This is a genomic window from Methylobacterium guangdongense (assembly GCF_038442355.1).
In the GTDB taxonomy this organism is placed as follows: domain Bacteria; phylum Pseudomonadota; class Alphaproteobacteria; order Rhizobiales; family Beijerinckiaceae; genus Methylobacterium; species Methylobacterium guangdongense.
Window position 1 is genome coordinate 166,415 of the sequence record NZ_JBBXMX010000010.1, and the last position, 18,018, is coordinate 184,432.

Here is an 18,018-nt window from a genome sequence, read left to right on the forward strand (position 1 = left end):
GGGCCACCGGTCCCTCCCGTCGCGAGCGCTCAGCTGCCCATGTCGATGGCCCCCTTGTCGATCGCCGCGCTCTGTCCGAGCTTCCGGGCCGCAGCGCTGGGAATCCTCCTCGCCGGCGCGGCCTCGGCGGCCTCCGCCCACCCCCATGTCTGGGTCACCGCGAAGGCGCAGCTCGTTTACGAGGGCGGCAAGCTCGTGGGCGTGCGCGACACGTGGAGCTTCGACCCGGAATACACGGCCTATGTCACCCAGGGTCTCGACACCAACAAGGACGGCAAGCTCAGCCCCGACGAGCTCGCCGGGCTCGCGGCCGAGAACACCGCCAATCTCGCCGAGTTCGGCTACTTCACGAAGCTGAAGGTCGGCGGCAAGGAGCAGGCCTTCGCCGATCCGAAGGAGCCGGCGGCCCGCATGGACGACAAGGCCCTGGTCATGACCTTCCTGCTGCCGCTGAAGACGCCGATCCAGCAGGGTCGGGGGGTCGCCGCCCTGGAGGTCTACGACCCGACCTATTTCGTCGCCTTCTCGTTCGCGGAGGGGTCCGACGCCGCGACGCTGGCCGGCGCGCCGCAGGGCTGCGCCGCCACCGTCACCCGCCCGAAGACCGAGCAGCCCAAGACCGCGGAGGCGGGGTCCCCGGGCATGACCGAGGCGTTCTTCGAGGCGCTGACCGCCGCCTCGACCTACGGGGTGCAGTTCGCCAGCCGGGTTCTGGTCGCATGTCCGTAGGCATCGGGATCGCGGCCCCCGCCGGGGCGGGGCGCCTCGGGCTGCGGCTCGGCCTCATGGCCCTCGCGGTAGCGCTGGCGGCGCTCCTGGCCGCCGCGATCGCGTGGCTCGTGGCGCCCGGCCTCGCCGCCCCGCCGCCCCGCTCGCCCTTCGGCATCGGGTTCCGCGAGGCCGCCCCGGCGGCGACCGGCCTCGGCGGGATCATCCTGGCCTTCCAGGCGAGCTTTTCGCGCAGCCTGAACGCCGCGGTGAGCGCGCTGCAGGGCGGCGGCGATTGGAAGCCGTTGATCGGCCTCGCCCTCGCGTATGGCGTGTTCCACGCCGCCGGTCCGGGCCACGGCAAGGCGGTGATCGCCGGCTATATCCTGGCGGGCGAGCGCGCGTTCCGGCGCGGCTGCGCGCTGAGCCTGTGCGCCGCCCTGCTGCAGGCCGCCGTCGCCGGGGCGATCGTGGGGATCGGCAGCCTGATCCTCAACGCCACCGCGGCGAGCATCACCCGGACCGGCACCGTGATCGAGACCGTGAGCTTCGCCCTCGTCGCCCTGATCGGGCTGGTGCTGACATGGCGAAAGGCCGGGCGCCTCGTGCATCTCGACGCGACGTGCGGGCCCGGCTGCAGCCACCTGCCCGGGCCGCAGGCCCTCGAAACGATGGACACGTGGCGCGAGCGGGCCGGCGTCGTCCTCGCCGCGGGCTCGCGCCCCTGCGCGGGGGCGGTCCTGGTGCTGGTCTTCGCGGTGTCGCAGGGCGTGCCGGGGGCGGGCGTGCTGGCGGTTCTGGCCATGGCGCTCGGCACGGCGCTCACCACCACGGCGCTGGCCGGCCTCGCGGTCTTCGCCAAACGCGCGGCCCTGCACCTCGCGGGCGGACGGGGTCGGGCCGGCGTGCTCGCCCTCGGGGGCCTGGAGCTGATCGCCGCCGCCTTCGTGCTGGTGCTCGGGGCCGCGATGCTGTCCGGCCTCGCGCCGGGTCTCGCCGGGTAAGCGCGTCGAGGCAAGGACTTGGGGCCTCGCCAACCGGGCCGCGGCGTGCGACGCTGCGGGCCCGAGACGGAGAGCGCGCCCATGCATCCCGACTTCGAGACGATCCTGAACTGGCGCCTGCTCGCCGGATCGCACCCTTTCCCCGGCCCTGACGGCGGGACCTGCATCAACGAGGCGGCGATCGTGGCTGCGGGATTGCCCTACCGGGTGATCCGGTCCAGCACGGATTGCCCGCCCTGCTTCTCGCGTCCGATCGCCGCCTACGCGCTGGGGTTGAACGACGCGATGCCGGACGCGGTGCGGTCGCAGCTGATGGCCTTCGTGCTGCGGCTCTCCGGCAGTGCCGACAGCCCGGAGGTCGAAGCCGCCCGGACGCGGCGGCTCGCGCTGGAGAGTGTCCGGCGCATCCTCGCGCCGCTCTGCGCGCATGCCGGCATGGCCGAGCACGCGGAAGCCTGCGCCGGGGCGCCGGATTGGCCCGCGGCGCTTGGCGCGGCGCGGTCGGCCGCGTGGCGGGGCGGCGCGCTCTCGCAGGCGGCCTCCCAGGCGCGGCGCTGGCGCGAGGGTGCCCTGACGGCGGCCGTCGCACGCACCGCCACGGCGGCACAGCGGGCCGGGGAGGATGCGCGCTGCGCCGCGGAGGTCGCCGAAGGGGCCGCCCCCTTCGTAGCCGGGACCTGGGCCGAGGCCTGCGCGATCCTCGACGCGACGCTCATGATCGGCCGGCAGGCGCCGGAGATCGCCGTTGCGGGCGCCCGTGCGCGCCTGGACGCCGCGAAGGCGCTGGCGCCGGCCTGATCAGGCCGCATCCGGCGCGGCGTCGAGGTCCAGCTCGATCGTGCCGCAATTCTCCAGGAACGTGCCGGTGAGGTGGTAGAAGAACGTGCCGTGCCCGACCACCGCGATGGTCCGCTCGGGCCGCGCCCGCAACCAGTCCCGGAACGCCGCGACCCGGGCGTCGAACAGGGTCCGCGGCTCCACCGGATAGCCGCCGACCTCGCAGCCCGGCTCCGCGTGCCACCAGATCTCGGGCAGGTGCCCGACATCGAGATGGGGGAATTCGGCCGCGATCTCCGAAGCCGCCCGGCCGACGTCGCAGCTGCTCTCCTGGCATTCCCGGTGCAGCACCTCGACCAGCACGTGGGGCCGGCTCGGGTGCTCGCCGAACAGGATCGCGGCGGTCTGGATCGCCCGGGTGAGCGGCGAGACCACCACGAGGTCGAACGGGATCGTTCGCACCCTGTCCCGCGCCGCCCGGGCCTGGGCCTGCCCCAACTCGGTCAGCCGGGCGTCCAGGAGCCCCGGATCGCCGCCCCCGAGCTTGTGGGCGGCATTGAACGTCGACTGCCCGTGGCGGATGCAGACGATGCGCGTCGTATTCGGCATGGATCTCGGCTGTGTGTCCTGGGCGGGTCCGGGCGGTCCGGGACGGTCAGGCGAAGCGGCCGCCGCGCTGGATGACCTCGATCTTGTAGCCGTCCGGATCGGTGGCGAAGAAGAACCGGGCCAGCACGTCCTCACCGTGCTTGAGCGTCTTCACGTCGGTCGCCGTGAAGCCCTCGCGCGTGTGCCGCGCATGCTCGGCCTCGACGTCGTCGACCACGAAGGCGATGTGGCCGTACCCGTCCCCGAGATCGTAGGGCTTGTCGCGCCCCTTGTTGACCGTCAGCTCCAGCTCGAACGGCGAGGTGGGATCGCGCAGGTAGATGAGGGTGAAGTCCGGGAAATCGAAACGGTCCGACACTTCGAGCCCGAAGGCGCGGGCGTAGTAGTCGCGGGCGCGCTCCTCCTCGAGGACGCGAATCATGGCGTGGACCGGCTTGGACATGCGTTGCGAGTTCCGTGCGCACGCGCGCTCCGCGTGCCGGCCCCCTATGTGGCGTTCCGGCGTCCGCAGAAAAGGCTCGCGCGGCAGGCCGGAGACGTTCGGCCGCCGTCGGCGGGCGTTTCGGACCCGGGATGCAGACTGCAACGACGAAGATTTCTTGGCAAAATCATACTGCGGGGCAAAAAATTATAACCCTCCGCGAGATAGTAGTAATACCGTAGCGTACGTCTTTGTAAGGACATGTTTACTCGCCCGATCTTCCTATTCCGATGATTAAATATAAATTCGAGCGATCTGGTTGTCGGATATGATTTCGGGTCTTCAAGAATATGTCTTGACAGCAACATTTTAGTAAGATCAGCTTACTAGAACATCAGACGTCAACGCCTCTACCCCGCGCTCGTCCGTCGCCGATGTCGATCGGGAGATCTTACGCCGTGTTACGACTGTCCAACATCAATATTCTGCCCAAGATAGCTGCCGTCATTGTATTGATTAGTCTGATCGTCGGCAGCTGCGTCTGGTATGCCCAATCGAAGATGTCGAAGATCGACGATGGATACTCGCGATTCGTCAGCAATGAGGCGGCGGCCGTTGCCGAAGCGCGTCGGCTCAACCGCCTGATGGTGGAGCTCAACTATTGGGTGTATCGCGTCATCGCGGAGACCGACCCGGCCCAGATGCAGGCCGCCAACCGGGGCTTCGAGGCCATTCCACCCCAGGTGAAGGCGCTTCTCCCCAGCCTGCGGTCGCATGCCGAAACCTTCGCGCCGCGGATCGACGCGATGACGGCCCGCATCGAGCGTTACGTGAAGGACGTGAGCGAGGTTCGCCGGCTCGGCACCAGCAACCAGAACGAGCAAGCCATCGCGTTGGTCCATACGGCGATCGATCCGACCTTCTCCAGCATGCTGGCCGAGGGCAACGACCTCGCCGAGGCGATCACAGCCTACATGCAGAAGGGCTCGGACGACCTGACCGACCAGACCAACGCCACGCGTCATACCCTGATGATCGTCAGCGGCCTTGGGATGCTGGCCGGAATGCTCGCCGCGATGTTCATCGCGACGCTCGGCATCACACGGCCGCTCGATCGCCTCGTGAAGGTCCTGCAGCGCATGGCGCAGGGCGACATCGACGCCGAGATCGCGGAGGCCGGCCGTCGCGACGAGATCGGCGCGGTCGGCAGGGCGGTGGAGGGCATCAAGGCCCTGGTGGCGCGCAAGGCGGCCGAGGAGGCCGAGGCCAAGCGCATCGCCGACGAGGCGGCGGCCGCGGCGCGCCGGCGGACCATGTTGGAACTGGCTGACGGATTCGAGCGGGCGGTGGGCAGCATCGTCGGGTTGGTCTCGTCCTCGGCCACCGAACTGCAGGCCACCGCCCAGACCATGACGGCGAGCGCCACCGAGACGGCGAGCCAATCCACCACCGTCGCGGCGGCGGCCGAGGAGGCCTCCACCAACGTCCAGACCGTGGCGGCGGCGGCCGAGGAGCTGGGCTCGTCGGTTCAGGAGATCGGCCGGCAGGTGCTCGGCTCGGCCAACCTCGCCCAGACGGCGGTCGGCGAGGCCGATCAGACCCAGCACCTCGTGCAGGATCTCAGCCATGCGGCCGCCCGCATCGGCGAGGTGGTCGGGCTGATCTCCAACATCGCCGGGCAGACCAACCTGCTGGCCCTGAATGCCACGATCGAGGCGGCGCGCGCCGGCGAGGCCGGCCGGGGCTTCGCCGTGGTGGCGGCCGAGGTCAAGGAGCTGGCCGGGCAGACCGCCAAGGCCACCGAGGAGATCAGCCATCAGATCGGCCAGATCCAGGGGGCGACCGGGCAGGCGGTGTCGGCCATCGACACGATCGCGGCGCGCATCCGCGAGATCAACGGGGTCGCCACCACCATCGCGGCAGCCGTCGAGGAGCAGGGGGCGGCGACCCAGGAGATCGTCCGCAACGTCGCCCAGGCGGCGACCGGGACGGATCAGGTGACGAGCAACATCGTCGGCGTGGCCCAGGCCTCGGAGGCGACCGGCGCCGCCGCCACGCAGGTGCTCGGCGCGGCGAGCGAGTTGTCTCGGCAGTCCGAGCAGCTCGGCGCGGAGGTCTCCCGCTTCCTGAGCACGATCCGGGCCGCCTAAGGCTCAGGCCCCGATCCGCAGCACCTCGGTCCGGTCGCCGGCCTGCGCGAAGGCGTCCGGGTCGGCGCCGGTCATCCAGACCTGACCCGGCAGGGCCTCCAGCGCCTCGAACAGGCCGGCCCGGCGGCGCGGATCGAGATGCGCCGCCACCTCGTCGAGGAGGATCACGGGGGCGATGCCGCTCATGGCGCGCACGAGGCGGGCATGGGCGAGGACGAGGCCGATCAGCAGGGCCTTCTGCTCGCCGGTCGAGGCAGTGCCCGCCGGCACGTCCTTCGGACCGTGGCGGACCACGAGGTCGCTGGTCTGCGGCCCGATCAGCGTGCGGCCCGCCGCCCGGTCCCGATGGCGGCCGTTGCGCAGGGCCAGCCGGAAGCGGTCCTCCGCCTCGATCGCCGGCCAGACCGCCACGAGGTCGTCGAGGTCGCCCTCCAGGCGGATCGAGGCCCAGGGGAAGGGCTGGGCGTCGTCCCGGGTCTCGGCGATCAGCCGGTCGAGGCGCTCCGCGGTCTCCCGACGGGCCAGCGCCACGGCGACGCCGAGTTCGGCGACCTCCCGCTCGACGGCGTCGAGCCAGCGGTCATCGTCGGGCCGGTCCTCCAGCAGACGGTTGCGCGAGCGCAGGGCGCGCTCCATCGCGGAGACCCGCGCCCCATGGCCGGCATCGACCGCCAGGACGAGGCGGTCGAGGAACCGGCGCCGGTCGCCCGCGGCGCCGCGGAACAGGCCGTCGAGGTCCGGCGTCAGCCAGACCACCCGCAGGAACTCGCTGAACGCCACCGGGGAGGGCGCGGGGGCGCCGTCGATCCGGCAGAGCCGGCTCGTGCGCCCGTCCGGCCCCGGCGGCTCCAGGCCGGTGCCGAGCCGATGCTCGGCGCCGTCCCGGTCGAGGGTGAGGGACACGGCGAAGCCCCCGGGCCCGCCGGCCCGCGCCATAGTGGCGAACTCCGCCCGGCGCAGGCCCCGGCCCGGCACGAACAGCGAGAGCGCTTCGAGCAGGTTCGTCTTGCCGGCTCCGTTCTCCCCGACCAGCGCGACGAACCGGGCCGCGGGGTTCAGTTCGAGATCGGCATGATTGCGGAAGTCGCGGGCGATCAGGCGGGTGACGCGCGCGCTGCCGGCGGTGTCGGATTCACTCATGAGGCGGCAAGGTGGATCGATCGCAAGCCGAATGCACGACGCGATCGAGATTCGATCGTCGAAGACCGTGGAGCAACACAGTCGCGCCGCCGAATCTCAGAGGGCGTGCTCTGCCCCCTCTCCCGTGCGGGAGAGGGCTGGGGTGAGGGAGGAGAAGCATCAGGACAGAGCGCAGGATCGATGCGCCGACAGGGCGCGCCGCGTCCGGGACGACCTGATCCCTCACCCTGTCCCTCTCCCGCACGGGAGAGGGGACCCGCGCCTCCTTCGAGAAAGACAGCATCACTGTTGCGTGTCGTGGTTGCAGACGTAAAGGGAGCTCAGAGTAAACGGAAATATGAGGATCCTAAGGTCGGGAGCAGCTTCAGTGCAGGCCTTCCGGTTATCGGCCGCCGAATGAGCACTTGAGACTGCGCTGCGGGCAGGGACCAGATGAACAGCCGCGATGACGTTACCGATCGCGCGCAGATCCAGCTGAGCCTGCCGCGACAGGGCGACAGGCTTCAAGAAGCGCCCTTTTCCATGGCTGCAAAGCGCACATCCAGCACATCCAACGTGGCATCGAGGGGCTGGTAATCGCCGCTCTCGACGCCCTCCTGCCACGCCTCACGCAGCGTCGTTAGGCGATCCTCATGCCGGAGCAGCAACGCGACGCCGGCTGCGACCGCCTCTTCCGGCGAGCCGTAGCGGCCCGCCGCGATCAGACGATCGAGCGAAGCCTCCTGAGCGGGGTCGAGGACCACGGTTCTCGGCATGACAGCGTGCTCACACCCGCATCGGCATCAGCACGTAGAGCGCCGGGGCCCCCTCGCGGTCCTGGATGAGGGTCGGCGAGCCCGGGTCGGCGAGCTTGAACAGGGCGGTGTCGCCCTCGAGCTGCGCCGTGATGTCGAGCAGGTAGCGGGCGTTGAAGCCGATATCGAGGCCGGCCGCCTCGTAATCGACATCGAGCTCCTCGGTGGCGCTGCCGGAATCCGGATTGTTCACCGACAGGGCGAGCCGCCCCTCGGCGAGCCCGAGCTTCACGGCGCGCCCGCGCTCGGACGAGATCGTCGAGACCCGGTCCACCGCCTTGGCGAAGGCGTCGCGCTCGACGGTCAGCCGCTTGTCGTTGTTGGCCGGAATCACCCGCTGGTAATCCGGGAAGGTGCCGTCGATCAGCTTGGAGATCAGCGTCAGGCCGCCCGCGAAGCGCAGGCGGATCTTGGCGGGCGAGAGATCGACCGCGACGGACTCGCCGCCATCGTCCAGCAGCTTCTGGATCTCGGCCACCGCCTTGCGGGGCACGATCACGCCCGGCATGCCGACGCTGCCCTGCGGCGCCGGGATCTCCACCCGGGCGAGCCGGTGCCCGTCGGTCGCCACCGCCCGCATCACCGGGCCGTTCTCGGTCTCCAGCGTGTGCAGGTAGATGCCGTTCAGGTAGTAGCGCGTCTCCTCGGTGGAGATCGCGAACTGCGTCTTGTCGATCAGGCGCTTGAGGTCGGCGGCGGCGATCTCGAAGCCGTGGGGCATCTCGCCGGCGGCGAGATCGGGGAAGTCGCCCTCCGGCAGGGCGCCCAGGGCGAAGCGCGAGCGGCCCGAACGGATCGTCATCTGGCCGGACTCGCCGCCGGTCTCCAGGGAGACCTGCGCGCCGTCGGGGAGCTTGCGCACGATGTCGTAGATCACGTGGGCCGGGACCGTGGTGGCGCCGGCATCCGACACGTCGGCCGGCACGCTCTCCGTCACCTCGATGTCGAGGTCGGTCGCCCGGAGCTGAAGCGCGGATCCGTCGGCGCGCAGCAGCACGTTCGACAGGATCGGGATCGTGTTGCGGCGCTCGACGACCCGGTGCACGTGGCCGAGCGACCTGAGCAGGGCCGCGCGCTCGACAGTGACTCTCATCGCAATACTCGACTGGTAGGGACGGCGCGGCGGCCGGCGTCCCGCGCGGATCTTAGGGCCGATCAGCTTGGCGAAGGGGGCCGGCGAACGCAAGGCCGGCATCGGTGCGTCGCACAGGCGAGCTCTGCCGGACGCGCTTTCGGACGCGCTTTCGGGGTTCCCGCGCGCGCCGACCCGTGCGAAAGCGTCGCAAGCTCGTTTGCCGCCATAAGAAAACGCGACGCCGCCATGCTCCAATCCGTCGACCGGGCCTCCACGGCCCACACGCCGCCCAGCGCCGGGCGGATCCTGGCCGCGAGCTTCGTCGGCACGGCGATCGAGTTCTTCGATTTCTACATCTACGCCACCGCCACCGCCCTGGTGATCGGCCCGGTGTTCTTCCCGGCCGGGGCGCCCGGCGTGCAGCAGCTCAGCGCCTTCGCGACCTTCGCGATCGCCTTCGTGGCACGGCCGGTGGGCGCGGCGCTGTTCGGGCATTTCGGCGACCGGGTCGGCCGCAAGGCGACGCTCGTGGCCTCGCTGCTGATCATGGGCCTGTCCACCGTCCTGATCGGCTGCCTGCCGACCTACGCGTCGGTCGGCTGGTGGGCGCCGGCGGCGCTCTGCATCCTGCGCTGCGGCCAGGGGATCGGGTTCGGCGGCGAATGGGGCGGGGCGGCGCTGCTCGCGGTCGAGAACGCGCCGCCGGGCCGTCGGGCCTGGTACGGGATCTTCCCGCAGCTCGGCGCCCCGGTCGGGTTCATCCTGGCCAATCTCGGCTTCCTGGCACTGAGCTTCGGCCTGTCGCCCGAGAGCTTTCAGAGCTGGGGCTGGCGCCTGCCGTTCCTGGCCTCCGCGGCGCTCGTGGGCGTCGGGCTCTATGTCCGCCTGAAGCTCACCGAGACGCCGGCCTTCAAGGCCGCCCTGAGCGAGGCGCGCCCGGAGCGCGTGCCCTTCGCCACGATGCTGACGCAGCACGGCCGGGCGGTCCTCATCGGCACCTTCGCGATGGTGGCGGTCTACGCGGTGTTCTACCTCTCCACCGTGTTCGCCCTGGGCTACGGCACCGGCACGCTCGGCTATTCGCGGCCGACCTTCCTGTTGTTCGAGTGCATCGCGGTCTGCTTCATGGCGCTCGGCACCGTGATCTCGGGCGCCGCCGCGGACCGGTTCGGGCGCCGGCCGGTGCTGCTCTCCGGGATGGCCGCGGTGTTCGGGCTCGGCTTCCTAATGGGGCCGATGCTCGGCCACGCCGCCGGCACCGGGACATGGCCGCCGGTCCTCGGCTTCCTCTGCCTGGCGCTCCTGTCCATGGGTTGGGTGTTCGGCCCGATGGGCGCCGTCCTGCCCGAGCTGTTCCCGACCCGGGTCCGCTACACGGGCGCCTCGGTCACCTACAATCTGGCGGGGATCCTGGGCGCTTCCGGGGCGCCCTACCTCGCGCAGGAGCTCGTGCGGCTCGGCGGGATCGGCTATGTCGGGATCTACCTAGCGGTCGCCGCGACGCTGAGCTTCCTCGCCGTGCTGGCGATGCCGGAGACGTCGGGGCGCTAGTTCCGGCCCTTCGGGGCGGGCTCGAAGCGGCCGAGGAACCGCGTCCGCTCCCACAGCTCGATCGTGCCGTGCTGCACCATGGCGCGGACCTGACGGCGCGCGTGGCTGTCATCCTCGGCCGCGACCAGTTCGGCCGAGGCGACGCGCCCGGCCCGGTCGAGCTTGAACGCGCGGTAGGCGCGGCTGCGGCGGGCGGTCTCGGCGGTCAGAGCGAGCATCGGGTCATCCTTTGGACCCGAGCGTTCCAGCCGAGGGTTAACGAAGCGTTAGCGCCACGCTTCCGCGTTCGCCGGCCCGCGGAGTTGAAGGGCAGCGTGCAAGCCGGCGCCGAACGTGGCGGACAGATCGCAAACCGCGTACGCTGTCCCCCGATTGGAGCCATGCCGATGCGCGACGACGTCGTGTCCTTCCAGCTCTCGGGTTCTGTCCTGGAGAAAGTTCGGGTTCGGGCGAGACAAGCTGGAATCAGCGAGGATCAACTCGTTCGTGATGTGCTCGACGAGGTGCTGGAACTTGGCGAGGCGCGGGCGATCGTGGCCGTGGATTGCGTCGAGGAGGAGGGGGAGTTCGTCGTCGATTGCGGGGACGGTGAGAACGACGCAGACTTCCAGACACGCTCGAAGCTCTATGCCGATCTGTTCGGACCGGACAGATAATGGTCCGGGGCGACTACGTCCGGTGCCTGTTCCCCTTCCGGGAGCGTGCAGGGCCCGGGCCGTCGCCGGATATCGTGCTGGTGACGGGCACGGGTCGCATTGGCGGGACGCCCGCGGTCATCGTGTTCTACACGACCTCCCAGGTCACCTATGATGGCACGCGACGTCCGAGGTATCTCATCCATGTCGACGAACCGAAGGCCACGGCCCTGGGCCAAGCGAAGGCCTTCGACATCGACGTTACCCGCGTCGCGCTTCTGCCGGTCACCGCATCGTACTTCCCGGACTTGAAGGATGGGGCGGTCCGCACGTACGGTCAGGACGCCCATGTCGCAGCGGTGGTCGAACGGCGCCTCTCCGAGCTCAAGGTCAGCGGCCACAGAATCGACCTTGTCCGTGCCGGAGACCCTTTGCCCCGGATGCGCTGAGCCGACCTGCAGCGGCAGGCCCATGCTTCGCTCGCTCGAGATCTGGGTAGGCCGCAGGTTTTCGTTTCAGAACCAACGGGCGCTCTAACGGACCCTGCTGGACAATACGGCTCAGCTCCGCTTGTCGAGCGGGCGTCCCAGGAGGCGGGCGAACTCGGCCTCGATCTCCTCCACCGAGAACGGATTTCCCGGAGCCTTCGCGTCGGAGCGCGAGGGGGGCGGTGACGGCTCGGGCGCAGCGGGGGGCCGGAACGCGGGCGGTGCCTTCGGCTCGGGCGCGGCTGCGGGCGGCGCCGGCGGGGGGGATGGTGCGTGAACCGGCGCCTCCTGGAGCGTAGGGTCCGGCTCGACAGCCGGAGCGACCGGCAGGATGGGCTTGTCGGCACGCCGGTCGACGACCGGAGGCGGAGGCATCGGCTCGGGCGACGTCACCGGCGGCGCCGACGCCATCGCGGCGGCCACCGGATCGACATCCTCGGGCGCGGCCGGCGACGCCGGGGGCGGCGGGGCCGGGGTGACCGCGGAGGAGGGACGCGCCAGCGCCGCCTGAAGCTGCCGGGCCATGTCGGAGAGGACCGCGGGATCGACGGTCCGGCGCTCGGTCGGGACCGCGAGGCTCGGTGCCTGCCGTGCCGGTTGGTCCACGGCGGGCGCCGGATCGGAGGCCCGCTCCGAGGCCGGCCCGGGACGCGGATCGACCAGCGGCGGCGCGGTCCGGCTCAGGGTCCGGCGCGGAGCGCTCGGCTCGCGGGGCGGTGCAGGGGGGATCTTCGGCTTGGGCGGGGGTACGAGGGGCGACAGGGGCGCCGGGATGTCCTGACCGGGCTCGTCGCCGCCGAGCAGCACGGGATCGAGCGGCAGGCTCACGGTCGGGCCAGCCCCGGAGCGCGGGACGGGCGGCGGCACGATCACCGGCATCTCGAACCCCGGATCGAACAGGGGCTCGGTGCGCAGACCGGCCGTCTCCGGCAGGGCGCGCGGCGGCTCGGGCAGGCGTCCGCCCTGGACCAGGGGGTCCGGCAGCGGCTCGTCGAGGGGGTCCGGCGCGGTATCGGTCCTGAGGGAGGCCTCCGTCAGCGGGCGCTGGCTGCGCTGGATGTTGCGCTCGACCACCACGTCGTTGGGACCACCGACGAGGAGCAGGTGCTCGACATTGTCCCGGCGCAGCAGGATCAGCTGCCGGGCGCGATCGAGCTCGTAGACATCCACGATGCCGAGCCGCGGCTGCCGTCCACGGCCGCCGGTCCGCCCGGGCAGCGCCAGGGTCCGGCCGGTGAGACGCCGCACCGTGAACACGATGGCCGCCAGCGCCGTGAAAATGACGGCGAAGATCACGACGTATTGAACGATGGGGGAGCCGTCAGAGCCGAACACGGATTGCAGCCATCGCAAGGTTACGCACTCACACGTTCCGGGCGCCGCTGGTCCGCGCCGGGCAAGGGCATGTCCATATCACGCCGGACGGGTCGCAGGGCAAACGACGTTAAGGAATCGTTAACAGACCTTTTATGTCTGCGCGAACAAGACAATACGTCGTGAAACGCGTTCGGGACCGTCAATCGGCGATCAGAACATCGGTTCCCGTGCCGAAGACCGCGCGGGCCCGGATCGGCCTCATCGGGGGGCGTCGCTCCCGGCGAGGTGCGCGACCGAGCGGGATTGTGACGATCTCGAAGCCACGCGAGACCGCGGCCTGGAAGCCGAACGCACGACTGCGAAGCGGCGGCGATCCGGAGGGTCCCGCAAGGGCCTCTTCCGCCGGGACATCACCACAGGTTTAACGCACCATTAACCATGCGCGCGGCAGTTTTTGCCGAGCCGGTCCGCTCCGGCGCGGCGATGCCTGACCGGAGGCGACCTTGGCCCTCACAGACCTGCCCGTGCTCAGCATGCTGCGCACCCGGATGCAATGGGCCCAGGCGCGCCAGGGCCTGATCTCCGAGAACGTGGCCAACGCCGACATGCCGGGCTTCAAGCCCCGTGACCTCGTCGAGCCGCGCTTCGACCGGGCGACGGGGGCCCTGGCCTCCGGCTCGACCAGCCTCGCGTTGACGAGCCCGGCCCATCTGGCGCCGGCCGGGCAGGGCGGCGGGACCGAGTCCAAGCGCGCCAAGGGTTTCGAGATCCGCCCGAGCGGCAACGGGGTCAATCTCGAGGACGAGATGATGAAGGCCGGCGACAACCAGTCGGACTATCAGCTCGCCGCCTCGCTCTACCAGCACAGCCTGACCACCCTGAAGATCGCCATCGGCAAGAGCTGACGGATCGTCTGGGCGCGCCGGAAGGAGGGCGTTGAGCCATGGAATTCAGCAAGTCGATGGCGGTGGCGGCGGCCGGCCTCAAGGCCCAGTCCGGCCGGATGCGGATCATCGCCGAGAACATCGCCAACGCCGATTCCGCCCCGGCCTCGGTGGGGGCCGAGCCCTACCGGCGCAAGATCCCGAGCTTCACCAGCCACCTCGACGACGAGACCGGCGCCCGGCTCGTGGAGGCGGGCCGCGTCCGGCGCGACCCGTCCGCCTTCCGGACCAAGTTCGAGCCCGGCAACCCCGCGGCCAACGCGCGGGGCGAGGTGCGGATGCCCAACGTCAACGCGCTGATCGAGAACATGGACCTGCGCGAGGCCCAGCGCTCCTACGAGGCGAACCTGAACATGATCTCCGCCACGCGCAAGATGCTGGCCCAGACGCTCGGCATCCTGAAGTGATCGGGCAGGGGGTATAGCGATGGCTTCGAGCAACTTCGCGGCGGGCGCCTACGCGGCCGTCCAGGGCATCGCCACCGGCCGGCCCGTGCCCAAGGTGCCGTCGGCCGCCGAGACCGGCACCGACTTCATGCAGTTCCTCGGCAAGACGCTGGAGAATGTCGGCGATGCCGGCCGCCGGGCCGACGCCCAGGCGGTCTCGGCCGCCTCGGGCAAGGCCAACGTGGTGGACGTGGTCACCGCGGTCGCCGAGAGCGAGACCGCCCTCCAGACCATGGTGGCCGTGCGCGACCGCATGATCTCCGCCTACGAGGAGATCATGCGGATGCAGATCTGACGCTGGCGGATCGTCCCACCCACCGCCCTCATCCTGAGGTGCCGGAGCGCAGCGGAGGCCTCGAAGGAGCCCTCCGGCCGGCCGCGCGATCCCTGGAGCCCTCCTTCGAGGCTTGCTGCGCTCGCACCTCAGGATGAGGGGGATGGATTGGGCAAACGTCGCGAAGCTTCGAGCCGCGCGGCTGGAATCCCGGCCATCGCACTGTTTTCTAACTCACACAGCGGCCCCACCATGACCGGACTCGCCATCCTCGACGTCGCCCGCGACGGTATCTTCGTCTTCCTGAAGATCGCCGGGCCGCTGATGCTCGTGTCCCTGGCGGTGGGCCTCGCGGTCTCGCTGGTCCAGGCGCTGACGCAGATCCAGGAGCAGACCCTGATCTACGTGCCCAAGGTCGTGGCGGTGTTCGCCATGCTGCTCCTGATGCTGCCCTTCATCGGCGACGCGATGGCGGGCTACATGACCCGCATCGCCGCCCGCATCGCGGCGGGCGGATGAGGCTTTGTCCGGCCACGACAGCGGCGCAATCCGCGTGTCTGGGGAGCGGCGATGAACCTGCTCCTGCCCGGGATCGCCTCGGCCTTCCTGATCACCTTCGCGCGGGTCGGCACGCTGATCATGCTGATGCCCGGGATCGGCGAGCAGTCGGTCTCGCCGCGCCTGCGGCTGGCCTTCGCGGTGCTCACCACGCTGGTGCTATTCCCGACCGTGCGCCCGCTGCTCGGCGGCACGGAGGGCCTAGCCGGGCCGCGGCTGATCGGGCTCCTGTTCGGGGAGACGATCGTCGGTCTGGTGCTCGGCCTCGCGGTCCGGATGGTGCTGGCGGCCCTTCAGACCGCCGGCGTGATCATCGCGGCCCAGCTCGGCCTGTCCTACGCCATGACGGTGGATCCGAGCCAGGGCGGCCAGCAGGTGGCGATCGGCAACTTCCTGTCGCTCCTCGGCATCACGCTGATCTTCGCCACCGATCTGCACCACCTCGCCATCCAGGGCCTGGCGCGAAGCTACGACGTGCTACCGCCCGACGGCGTCCCGGCCTTCTCGGACGCGCTGGCGCTGGCGACCCGGGCGCTCGCCCGGGGCTTCACTTTGGCGATGCAGATCTCCGGGCCGTTCATCGCCTTCGGGATCCTGTTCAACGTCGGGCTCGGGGTGCTGTCGCGGCTGATGCCGCAATTGCAGGTGTTCGTCCTGGCGGTGCCGGCCTCGGTGCTGATCGGCGTCGTGATCCTGATGGGCTCCCTCGGCGTGATGATGGGCGTCTTCCTGGACGACATGGGCCGGTATCTCGCCGAGTCGATCGGGCGTTGAGGTAATCGCGGGATGGCCGAGGGCGCGGACGACGAGGACAAGACCGAGGAGCCGTCCCAACGGCGGCTGGATCAGGCAATCGAGCGCGGCGACGTCGCGACCAGCGTGGAGATCAACACCTTCGCGATCCTGGGAGCCTTCACCCTCGCGCTGATGCTGGCGGCGCCGAGCATCGCGCAGAACCTGCTGTACGGGCTGAGGGCCTACCTCGCGAACGCGCACGCCCTGCCGGACGACGCCACCGCCATGCGGGCGGCGGCTACGCGGGCGCTCTGGCTGTGGCTCCAGGCGGTGGCGGTGCCGGTGGGCCTCGTGGTGGTGGCGGGGCTCGCCGCGGGATTGCTCCAGCACCCGCTGGTCTTCACCGCCGAGACGCTGATGCCGAAATTCGAGCGCCTCTCGCCGATGGCCGGGGTGAAGCGCCTGCTCGGCATCGAGGCGTGGTTCCAGTTCGGCAAGGGGCTGGCCAAGATCTGCGCCGTCGGGGTGGTCGGCGGCGTGGTCCTGTGGAACGACCGCGACCGGCTGGAGGTGTTCGTCCAGCTCGATCCCGGCGCGGCCCTGCCGGCGATCCTCTCCTTGAGCCTGCGGCTGCTCGCCGGGATGCTGTGCGTGCATCTCGCGATCACGCTGGGCGACGCCCTCTACGCCCGGTTTCGCTGGCGCAAGCGCCACCGGATGTCGAAGGAGGAGATGAAGCAGGAGATGAAGGAGTCGGACGGCAACCCGGAGGTGAAGGGCCGTCTGCGGCAACTGCGCATGGCCCGGGTGAAGAAGCGGATGATGGCCGCGGTCCCCACCGCCACCGTGGTGGTGACGAACCCGACCCACTACGCGGTGGCCCTGCGCTACGAGACCGGCATGGCGGCGCCCATCTGCGTCGCCAAGGGGGTGGATTCCCTGGCCCTGCGCATTCGGACCCTGGCGGCCGAGCACGGCGTCGCGGTGATCGAGAACCCGCCGCTGGCGCGGGCGCTCCACGCCACCGTGGAGATCGACCGCGAGATCCCGGCCGAGCATTACCGCGCCGTGGCCGAGGTGATCGGGTTCGTGCTCCGGTTGCGGAAGCGGGCCGCCTAGAGGCTTGGCGTCGAAAGGCCGAGACCCAGCCCCTCGAACGTGTTTGCGGACGCACCGGCGTGAAGGCGCCCTGCGCGGTCGAGGCGCATGACGCGGTGGGATCACGCTAGCGCGTCCGCCAAAGCGCCCCGACCAGAACGAGGTTTGCGACGCCGAGGGCGGAGAGGACCCACCACAGCGCATCGGGACCGGCATGGGTGAGCACGAAGGCACCGGCCGGCGGCGCCAAGGCCTGCGCGATCAAGCCCGGTCGAGCCAAGCGGCCGACCACGAGCGGGTAGCGGACCGGGCCGAACAGCGCCAACGGCACCGTGCCCCGCGCGATCGAATAGATGCCGTTGCCGCCGCCGTAGAGCACCAGCCAGACCCCGACACCGGGCAGGCCGCAGGCGAGCAGCACGAGGCCAAGGGCGACCAATCCCAAGGCCGCCGTGAGGGTCCACAGGGGATGGTGCCGCCCCTTGAACGACATCTCCATGATGCGCGCGCCGACCTGTGCCGGGCCGATCAGCGCCCCGTAGGAGACCGCCGAGGCGAGTGCCACGCCGCGCGCCTGCAGGAGCGTCAGCAGATGCACGGATACGAGCGACATGATCGCGCCGCCCAAAATCAGCACCCCGGCGAAGAGGAGGAACGCGCGCCGCTCCGTCCCGGACAGGGGGGCCGTGCCGGCCGGATGGTGCTCCGCAGCCACCGGCAGCGCCGGGGCCGCGGGGATCATCAGGAGCACCAGCGGCAGCGTCACCGCGAGGTGCAGGCCGGCATAGGCGAAGCAGGCCCCGCGCCAGCCGACCTGCGCGACGAGGAAGACCGACAGGGGCCAGCACACGGTGCTGGCGAATCCGCCCCAGAGGGTCAGGGTCGTGATCGCCGGTCGCGCCTGCGCGCCGTAGAGCCGGCCGAGGGTGGCGAAGGCCGGGTCGTACAGCCCACAGCCCATGCCGAGGCCGAGCAGCAGCCATCCGGCGAGGTAGACCGGCAGGGCCGGAGCCAGGGCCAGCGTGGTCAGCCCGGCGGCAAGCGACAGGGCCGCGAAGGCCAGCACGGGACGGCCGCCGTGCCGGTGGATCGCCGCCCCGACATGCGGCGAGGCGAACGCGGCGACCAGAAGGCCGAGCGACAGCCCGCCGACCACCCCGGCCAAGGGCCAGCCGGTGCTGTCCGCGACCGGGCCAGCGAGCACCGCCGGCAGGTAGAACGACGACCCCCAGGTCAGGATCTGCACCACGCCCAGGGCCGAGATCACCGGCCAGCGGCGGATCTCGGCCACGGA

21 protein-coding genes are annotated in these 18,018 nt (G+C 70.7%); 13 read left to right on the forward strand and 8 right to left on the reverse strand.

Features of this window, described 5'->3' with window-relative positions:
• Nucleotides 1-45: 45 nt before the first annotated feature.
• From AAHG09_RS19525 to AAHG09_RS19535, 3 genes are all read left to right on the forward strand, one after another.
• Nucleotides 46-729 (forward strand): DUF1007 family protein, encoded by a 684-nt coding sequence (locus tag AAHG09_RS19525; protein ID WP_342109182.1) that lies wholly within the window; start codon nt 46-48, stop codon nt 727-729.
• A complete protein-coding gene (locus AAHG09_RS19530) occupies nt 720-1,712 on the forward strand; it encodes a nickel/cobalt transporter (RefSeq protein WP_342109105.1) in 993 nt (330 codons plus the stop codon). The genes AAHG09_RS19525 and AAHG09_RS19530 overlap by 10 nt, the downstream gene beginning before the upstream one ends.
• Nucleotides 1,713-1,793: 81 nt before the next feature.
• The gene (locus AAHG09_RS19535; RefSeq protein ID WP_342109106.1) at nt 1,794-2,510 is read left to right on the forward strand and encodes a hypothetical protein; all 717 of its coding nucleotides are present in this window, start codon (nt 1,794-1,796) and stop codon (nt 2,508-2,510) included.
• Here the strand turns inward: AAHG09_RS19535 and AAHG09_RS19540 are convergent, their stop codons facing one another.
• Complete coding sequence (locus AAHG09_RS19540) at nt 2,511-3,098, reverse strand: histidine phosphatase family protein (protein WP_342109107.1); 588 nt, start codon at nt 3,096-3,098, stop codon at nt 2,511-2,513.
• Between the two features lie 46 nt (nt 3,099-3,144).
• Nucleotides 3,145-3,540 (reverse strand): VOC family protein, encoded by a 396-nt coding sequence (locus AAHG09_RS19545; protein ID WP_342109108.1) that lies wholly within the window; start codon nt 3,538-3,540, stop codon nt 3,145-3,147.
• A gap of 413 nt (nt 3,541-3,953) precedes the next feature.
• Here AAHG09_RS19545 and AAHG09_RS19550 point away from each other — a divergent pair, with 413 nt between their 5' ends.
• Nucleotides 3,954-5,669, forward strand: coding sequence for a methyl-accepting chemotaxis protein (locus AAHG09_RS19550; protein WP_412760058.1), 1,716 nt, complete (start codon nt 3,954-3,956; stop codon nt 5,667-5,669).
• A gap of 3 nt (nt 5,670-5,672) precedes the next feature.
• On the opposite strand, the gene recF is transcribed toward AAHG09_RS19550, so the two are convergent.
• The 3 genes from recF to dnaN form a co-directional block, all read right to left on the reverse strand.
• Nucleotides 5,673-6,809, reverse strand: a complete 1,137-nt coding sequence (gene recF, locus AAHG09_RS19555) for a DNA replication/repair protein RecF (RefSeq protein ID WP_342109110.1) — start codon at nt 6,807-6,809, stop codon at nt 5,673-5,675.
• A gap of 503 nt (nt 6,810-7,312) precedes the next feature.
• Entirely contained in the window at nt 7,313-7,564 is a 252-nt protein-coding gene (locus tag AAHG09_RS19560) for a ribbon-helix-helix domain-containing protein (RefSeq protein ID WP_342109111.1), read from the reverse strand.
• 10 nt (nt 7,565-7,574) lie between these two features.
• Nucleotides 7,575-8,696, reverse strand: a complete 1,122-nt coding sequence (gene dnaN, locus AAHG09_RS19565) for a DNA polymerase III subunit beta (RefSeq protein WP_342109112.1) — start codon at nt 8,694-8,696, stop codon at nt 7,575-7,577.
• Between the two features lie 228 nt (nt 8,697-8,924).
• Here dnaN and AAHG09_RS19570 point away from each other — a divergent pair, with 228 nt between their 5' ends.
• Nucleotides 8,925-10,229, forward strand: coding sequence for an MFS transporter (locus AAHG09_RS19570; protein WP_342109113.1), 1,305 nt, complete (start codon nt 8,925-8,927; stop codon nt 10,227-10,229).
• On the opposite strand, the gene AAHG09_RS19575 is transcribed toward AAHG09_RS19570, so the two are convergent.
• Nucleotides 10,226-10,447: a hypothetical protein gene (locus tag AAHG09_RS19575; protein WP_342109114.1), complete on the reverse strand. Its 222-nt coding sequence runs from the start codon at nt 10,445-10,447 to the stop codon at nt 10,226-10,228. The genes AAHG09_RS19570 and AAHG09_RS19575 overlap by 4 nt on opposite strands.
• Nucleotides 10,448-10,615: 168 nt before the next feature.
• On the opposite strand from AAHG09_RS19575, the gene AAHG09_RS19580 reads away from it, so the two are divergent.
• Together AAHG09_RS19580 and AAHG09_RS19585 are read left to right on the forward strand one after the other, a co-directional pair.
• The gene (locus tag AAHG09_RS19580) at nt 10,616-10,885 is read left to right on the forward strand and encodes a hypothetical protein (RefSeq protein WP_342109115.1); all 270 of its coding nucleotides are present in this window, start codon (nt 10,616-10,618) and stop codon (nt 10,883-10,885) included.
• On the forward strand, nt 10,885-11,313 hold the full coding sequence (locus AAHG09_RS19585; RefSeq protein WP_342109118.1) for a hypothetical protein: 429 nt from the start codon (nt 10,885-10,887) through the stop codon (nt 11,311-11,313). Before AAHG09_RS19580 ends, AAHG09_RS19585 begins: the two co-directional genes overlap by 1 nt.
• A gap of 111 nt (nt 11,314-11,424) precedes the next feature.
• Here AAHG09_RS19585 and AAHG09_RS19590 read toward each other — a convergent pair whose 3' ends face one another.
• Nucleotides 11,425-12,687, reverse strand: a complete 1,263-nt coding sequence (locus tag AAHG09_RS19590) for a hypothetical protein (protein ID WP_342109120.1) — start codon at nt 12,685-12,687, stop codon at nt 11,425-11,427.
• Between the two features lie 485 nt (nt 12,688-13,172).
• Here AAHG09_RS19590 and flgB point away from each other — a divergent pair, with 485 nt between their 5' ends.
• The 6 genes from flgB (at nt 13,173) to flhB (ending at nt 16,745) form a co-directional block, all read left to right on the forward strand.
• Nucleotides 13,173-13,574: a flagellar basal body rod protein FlgB gene (gene flgB / locus AAHG09_RS19595; RefSeq protein ID WP_342109123.1), complete on the forward strand. Its 402-nt coding sequence runs from the start codon at nt 13,173-13,175 to the stop codon at nt 13,572-13,574.
• Nucleotides 13,575-13,612: 38 nt separating this feature from the next.
• A complete protein-coding gene (gene flgC, locus AAHG09_RS19600) occupies nt 13,613-14,020 on the forward strand; it encodes a flagellar basal body rod protein FlgC (RefSeq protein ID WP_342109125.1) in 408 nt (135 codons plus the stop codon).
• A 19-nt stretch (nt 14,021-14,039) separates the two neighbouring features.
• The gene (gene fliE / locus AAHG09_RS19605) at nt 14,040-14,354 is read left to right on the forward strand and encodes a flagellar hook-basal body complex protein FliE (RefSeq protein WP_342109127.1); all 315 of its coding nucleotides are present in this window, start codon (nt 14,040-14,042) and stop codon (nt 14,352-14,354) included.
• Nucleotides 14,355-14,585: 231 nt separating this feature from the next.
• A complete protein-coding gene (fliQ, locus tag AAHG09_RS19610; RefSeq protein WP_244007051.1) occupies nt 14,586-14,852 on the forward strand; it encodes a flagellar biosynthesis protein FliQ in 267 nt (88 codons plus the stop codon).
• Between the two features lie 51 nt (nt 14,853-14,903).
• Nucleotides 14,904-15,665 carry a flagellar biosynthetic protein FliR gene (gene fliR / locus AAHG09_RS19615; RefSeq protein WP_342109129.1) on the forward strand — a complete coding sequence of 254 codons (762 nt, stop codon included), beginning with the start codon at nt 14,904-14,906 and terminating at the stop codon, nt 15,663-15,665.
• Between the two features lie 12 nt (nt 15,666-15,677).
• Complete coding sequence (gene flhB / locus AAHG09_RS19620) at nt 15,678-16,745, forward strand: flagellar biosynthesis protein FlhB (RefSeq protein ID WP_342109131.1); 1,068 nt, start codon at nt 15,678-15,680, stop codon at nt 16,743-16,745.
• 106 nt (nt 16,746-16,851) lie between these two features.
• On the opposite strand, the gene AAHG09_RS19625 is transcribed toward flhB, so the two are convergent.
• Nucleotides 16,852-18,015: an MFS transporter gene (locus AAHG09_RS19625; RefSeq protein WP_342109133.1), complete on the reverse strand. Its 1,164-nt coding sequence runs from the start codon at nt 18,013-18,015 to the stop codon at nt 16,852-16,854.
• Nucleotides 18,016-18,018: the final 3 nt, after the last annotated feature.

Coding starts and splice junctions, on each gene's coding strand:
- fliR (WP_342109129.1), top strand. CDS start 14,904: ATGAACCTGCTCCTGCCCGGGATCGCCTCGGCCTTCCTGATCACCTTC.
- dnaN (WP_342109112.1), bottom strand. CDS start 8,696: ATGAGAGTCACTGTCGAGCGCGCGGCCCTGCTCAGGTCGCTCGGCCAC.
- AAHG09_RS19545 (WP_342109108.1), bottom strand. CDS start 3,540: ATGTCCAAGCCGGTCCACGCCATGATTCGCGTCCTCGAGGAGGAGCGC.
- fliQ (WP_244007051.1), top strand. CDS start 14,586: ATGACCGGACTCGCCATCCTCGACGTCGCCCGCGACGGTATCTTCGTC.
- AAHG09_RS19535 (WP_342109106.1), top strand. CDS start 1,794: ATGCATCCCGACTTCGAGACGATCCTGAACTGGCGCCTGCTCGCCGGA.
- AAHG09_RS19550 (WP_412760058.1), top strand. CDS start 3,954: ATGTCGATCGGGAGATCTTACGCCGTGTTACGACTGTCCAACATCAAT.
- AAHG09_RS19540 (WP_342109107.1), bottom strand. CDS start 3,098: ATGCCGAATACGACGCGCATCGTCTGCATCCGCCACGGGCAGTCGACG.
- AAHG09_RS19530 (WP_342109105.1), top strand. CDS start 720: ATGTCCGTAGGCATCGGGATCGCGGCCCCCGCCGGGGCGGGGCGCCTC.
- flgC (WP_342109125.1), top strand. CDS start 13,613: ATGGAATTCAGCAAGTCGATGGCGGTGGCGGCGGCCGGCCTCAAGGCC.
- AAHG09_RS19570 (WP_342109113.1), top strand. CDS start 8,925: ATGCTCCAATCCGTCGACCGGGCCTCCACGGCCCACACGCCGCCCAGC.
- AAHG09_RS19560 (WP_342109111.1), bottom strand. CDS start 7,564: ATGCCGAGAACCGTGGTCCTCGACCCCGCTCAGGAGGCTTCGCTCGAT.
- fliE (WP_342109127.1), top strand. CDS start 14,040: ATGGCTTCGAGCAACTTCGCGGCGGGCGCCTACGCGGCCGTCCAGGGC.
- AAHG09_RS19580 (WP_342109115.1), top strand. CDS start 10,616: ATGCGCGACGACGTCGTGTCCTTCCAGCTCTCGGGTTCTGTCCTGGAG.
- AAHG09_RS19575 (WP_342109114.1), bottom strand. CDS start 10,447: ATGCTCGCTCTGACCGCCGAGACCGCCCGCCGCAGCCGCGCCTACCGC.
- flhB (WP_342109131.1), top strand. CDS start 15,678: ATGGCCGAGGGCGCGGACGACGAGGACAAGACCGAGGAGCCGTCCCAA.
- AAHG09_RS19585 (WP_342109118.1), top strand. CDS start 10,885: ATGGTCCGGGGCGACTACGTCCGGTGCCTGTTCCCCTTCCGGGAGCGT.
- AAHG09_RS19525 (WP_342109182.1), top strand. CDS start 46: ATGGCCCCCTTGTCGATCGCCGCGCTCTGTCCGAGCTTCCGGGCCGCA.
- recF (WP_342109110.1), bottom strand. CDS start 6,809: ATGAGTGAATCCGACACCGCCGGCAGCGCGCGCGTCACCCGCCTGATC.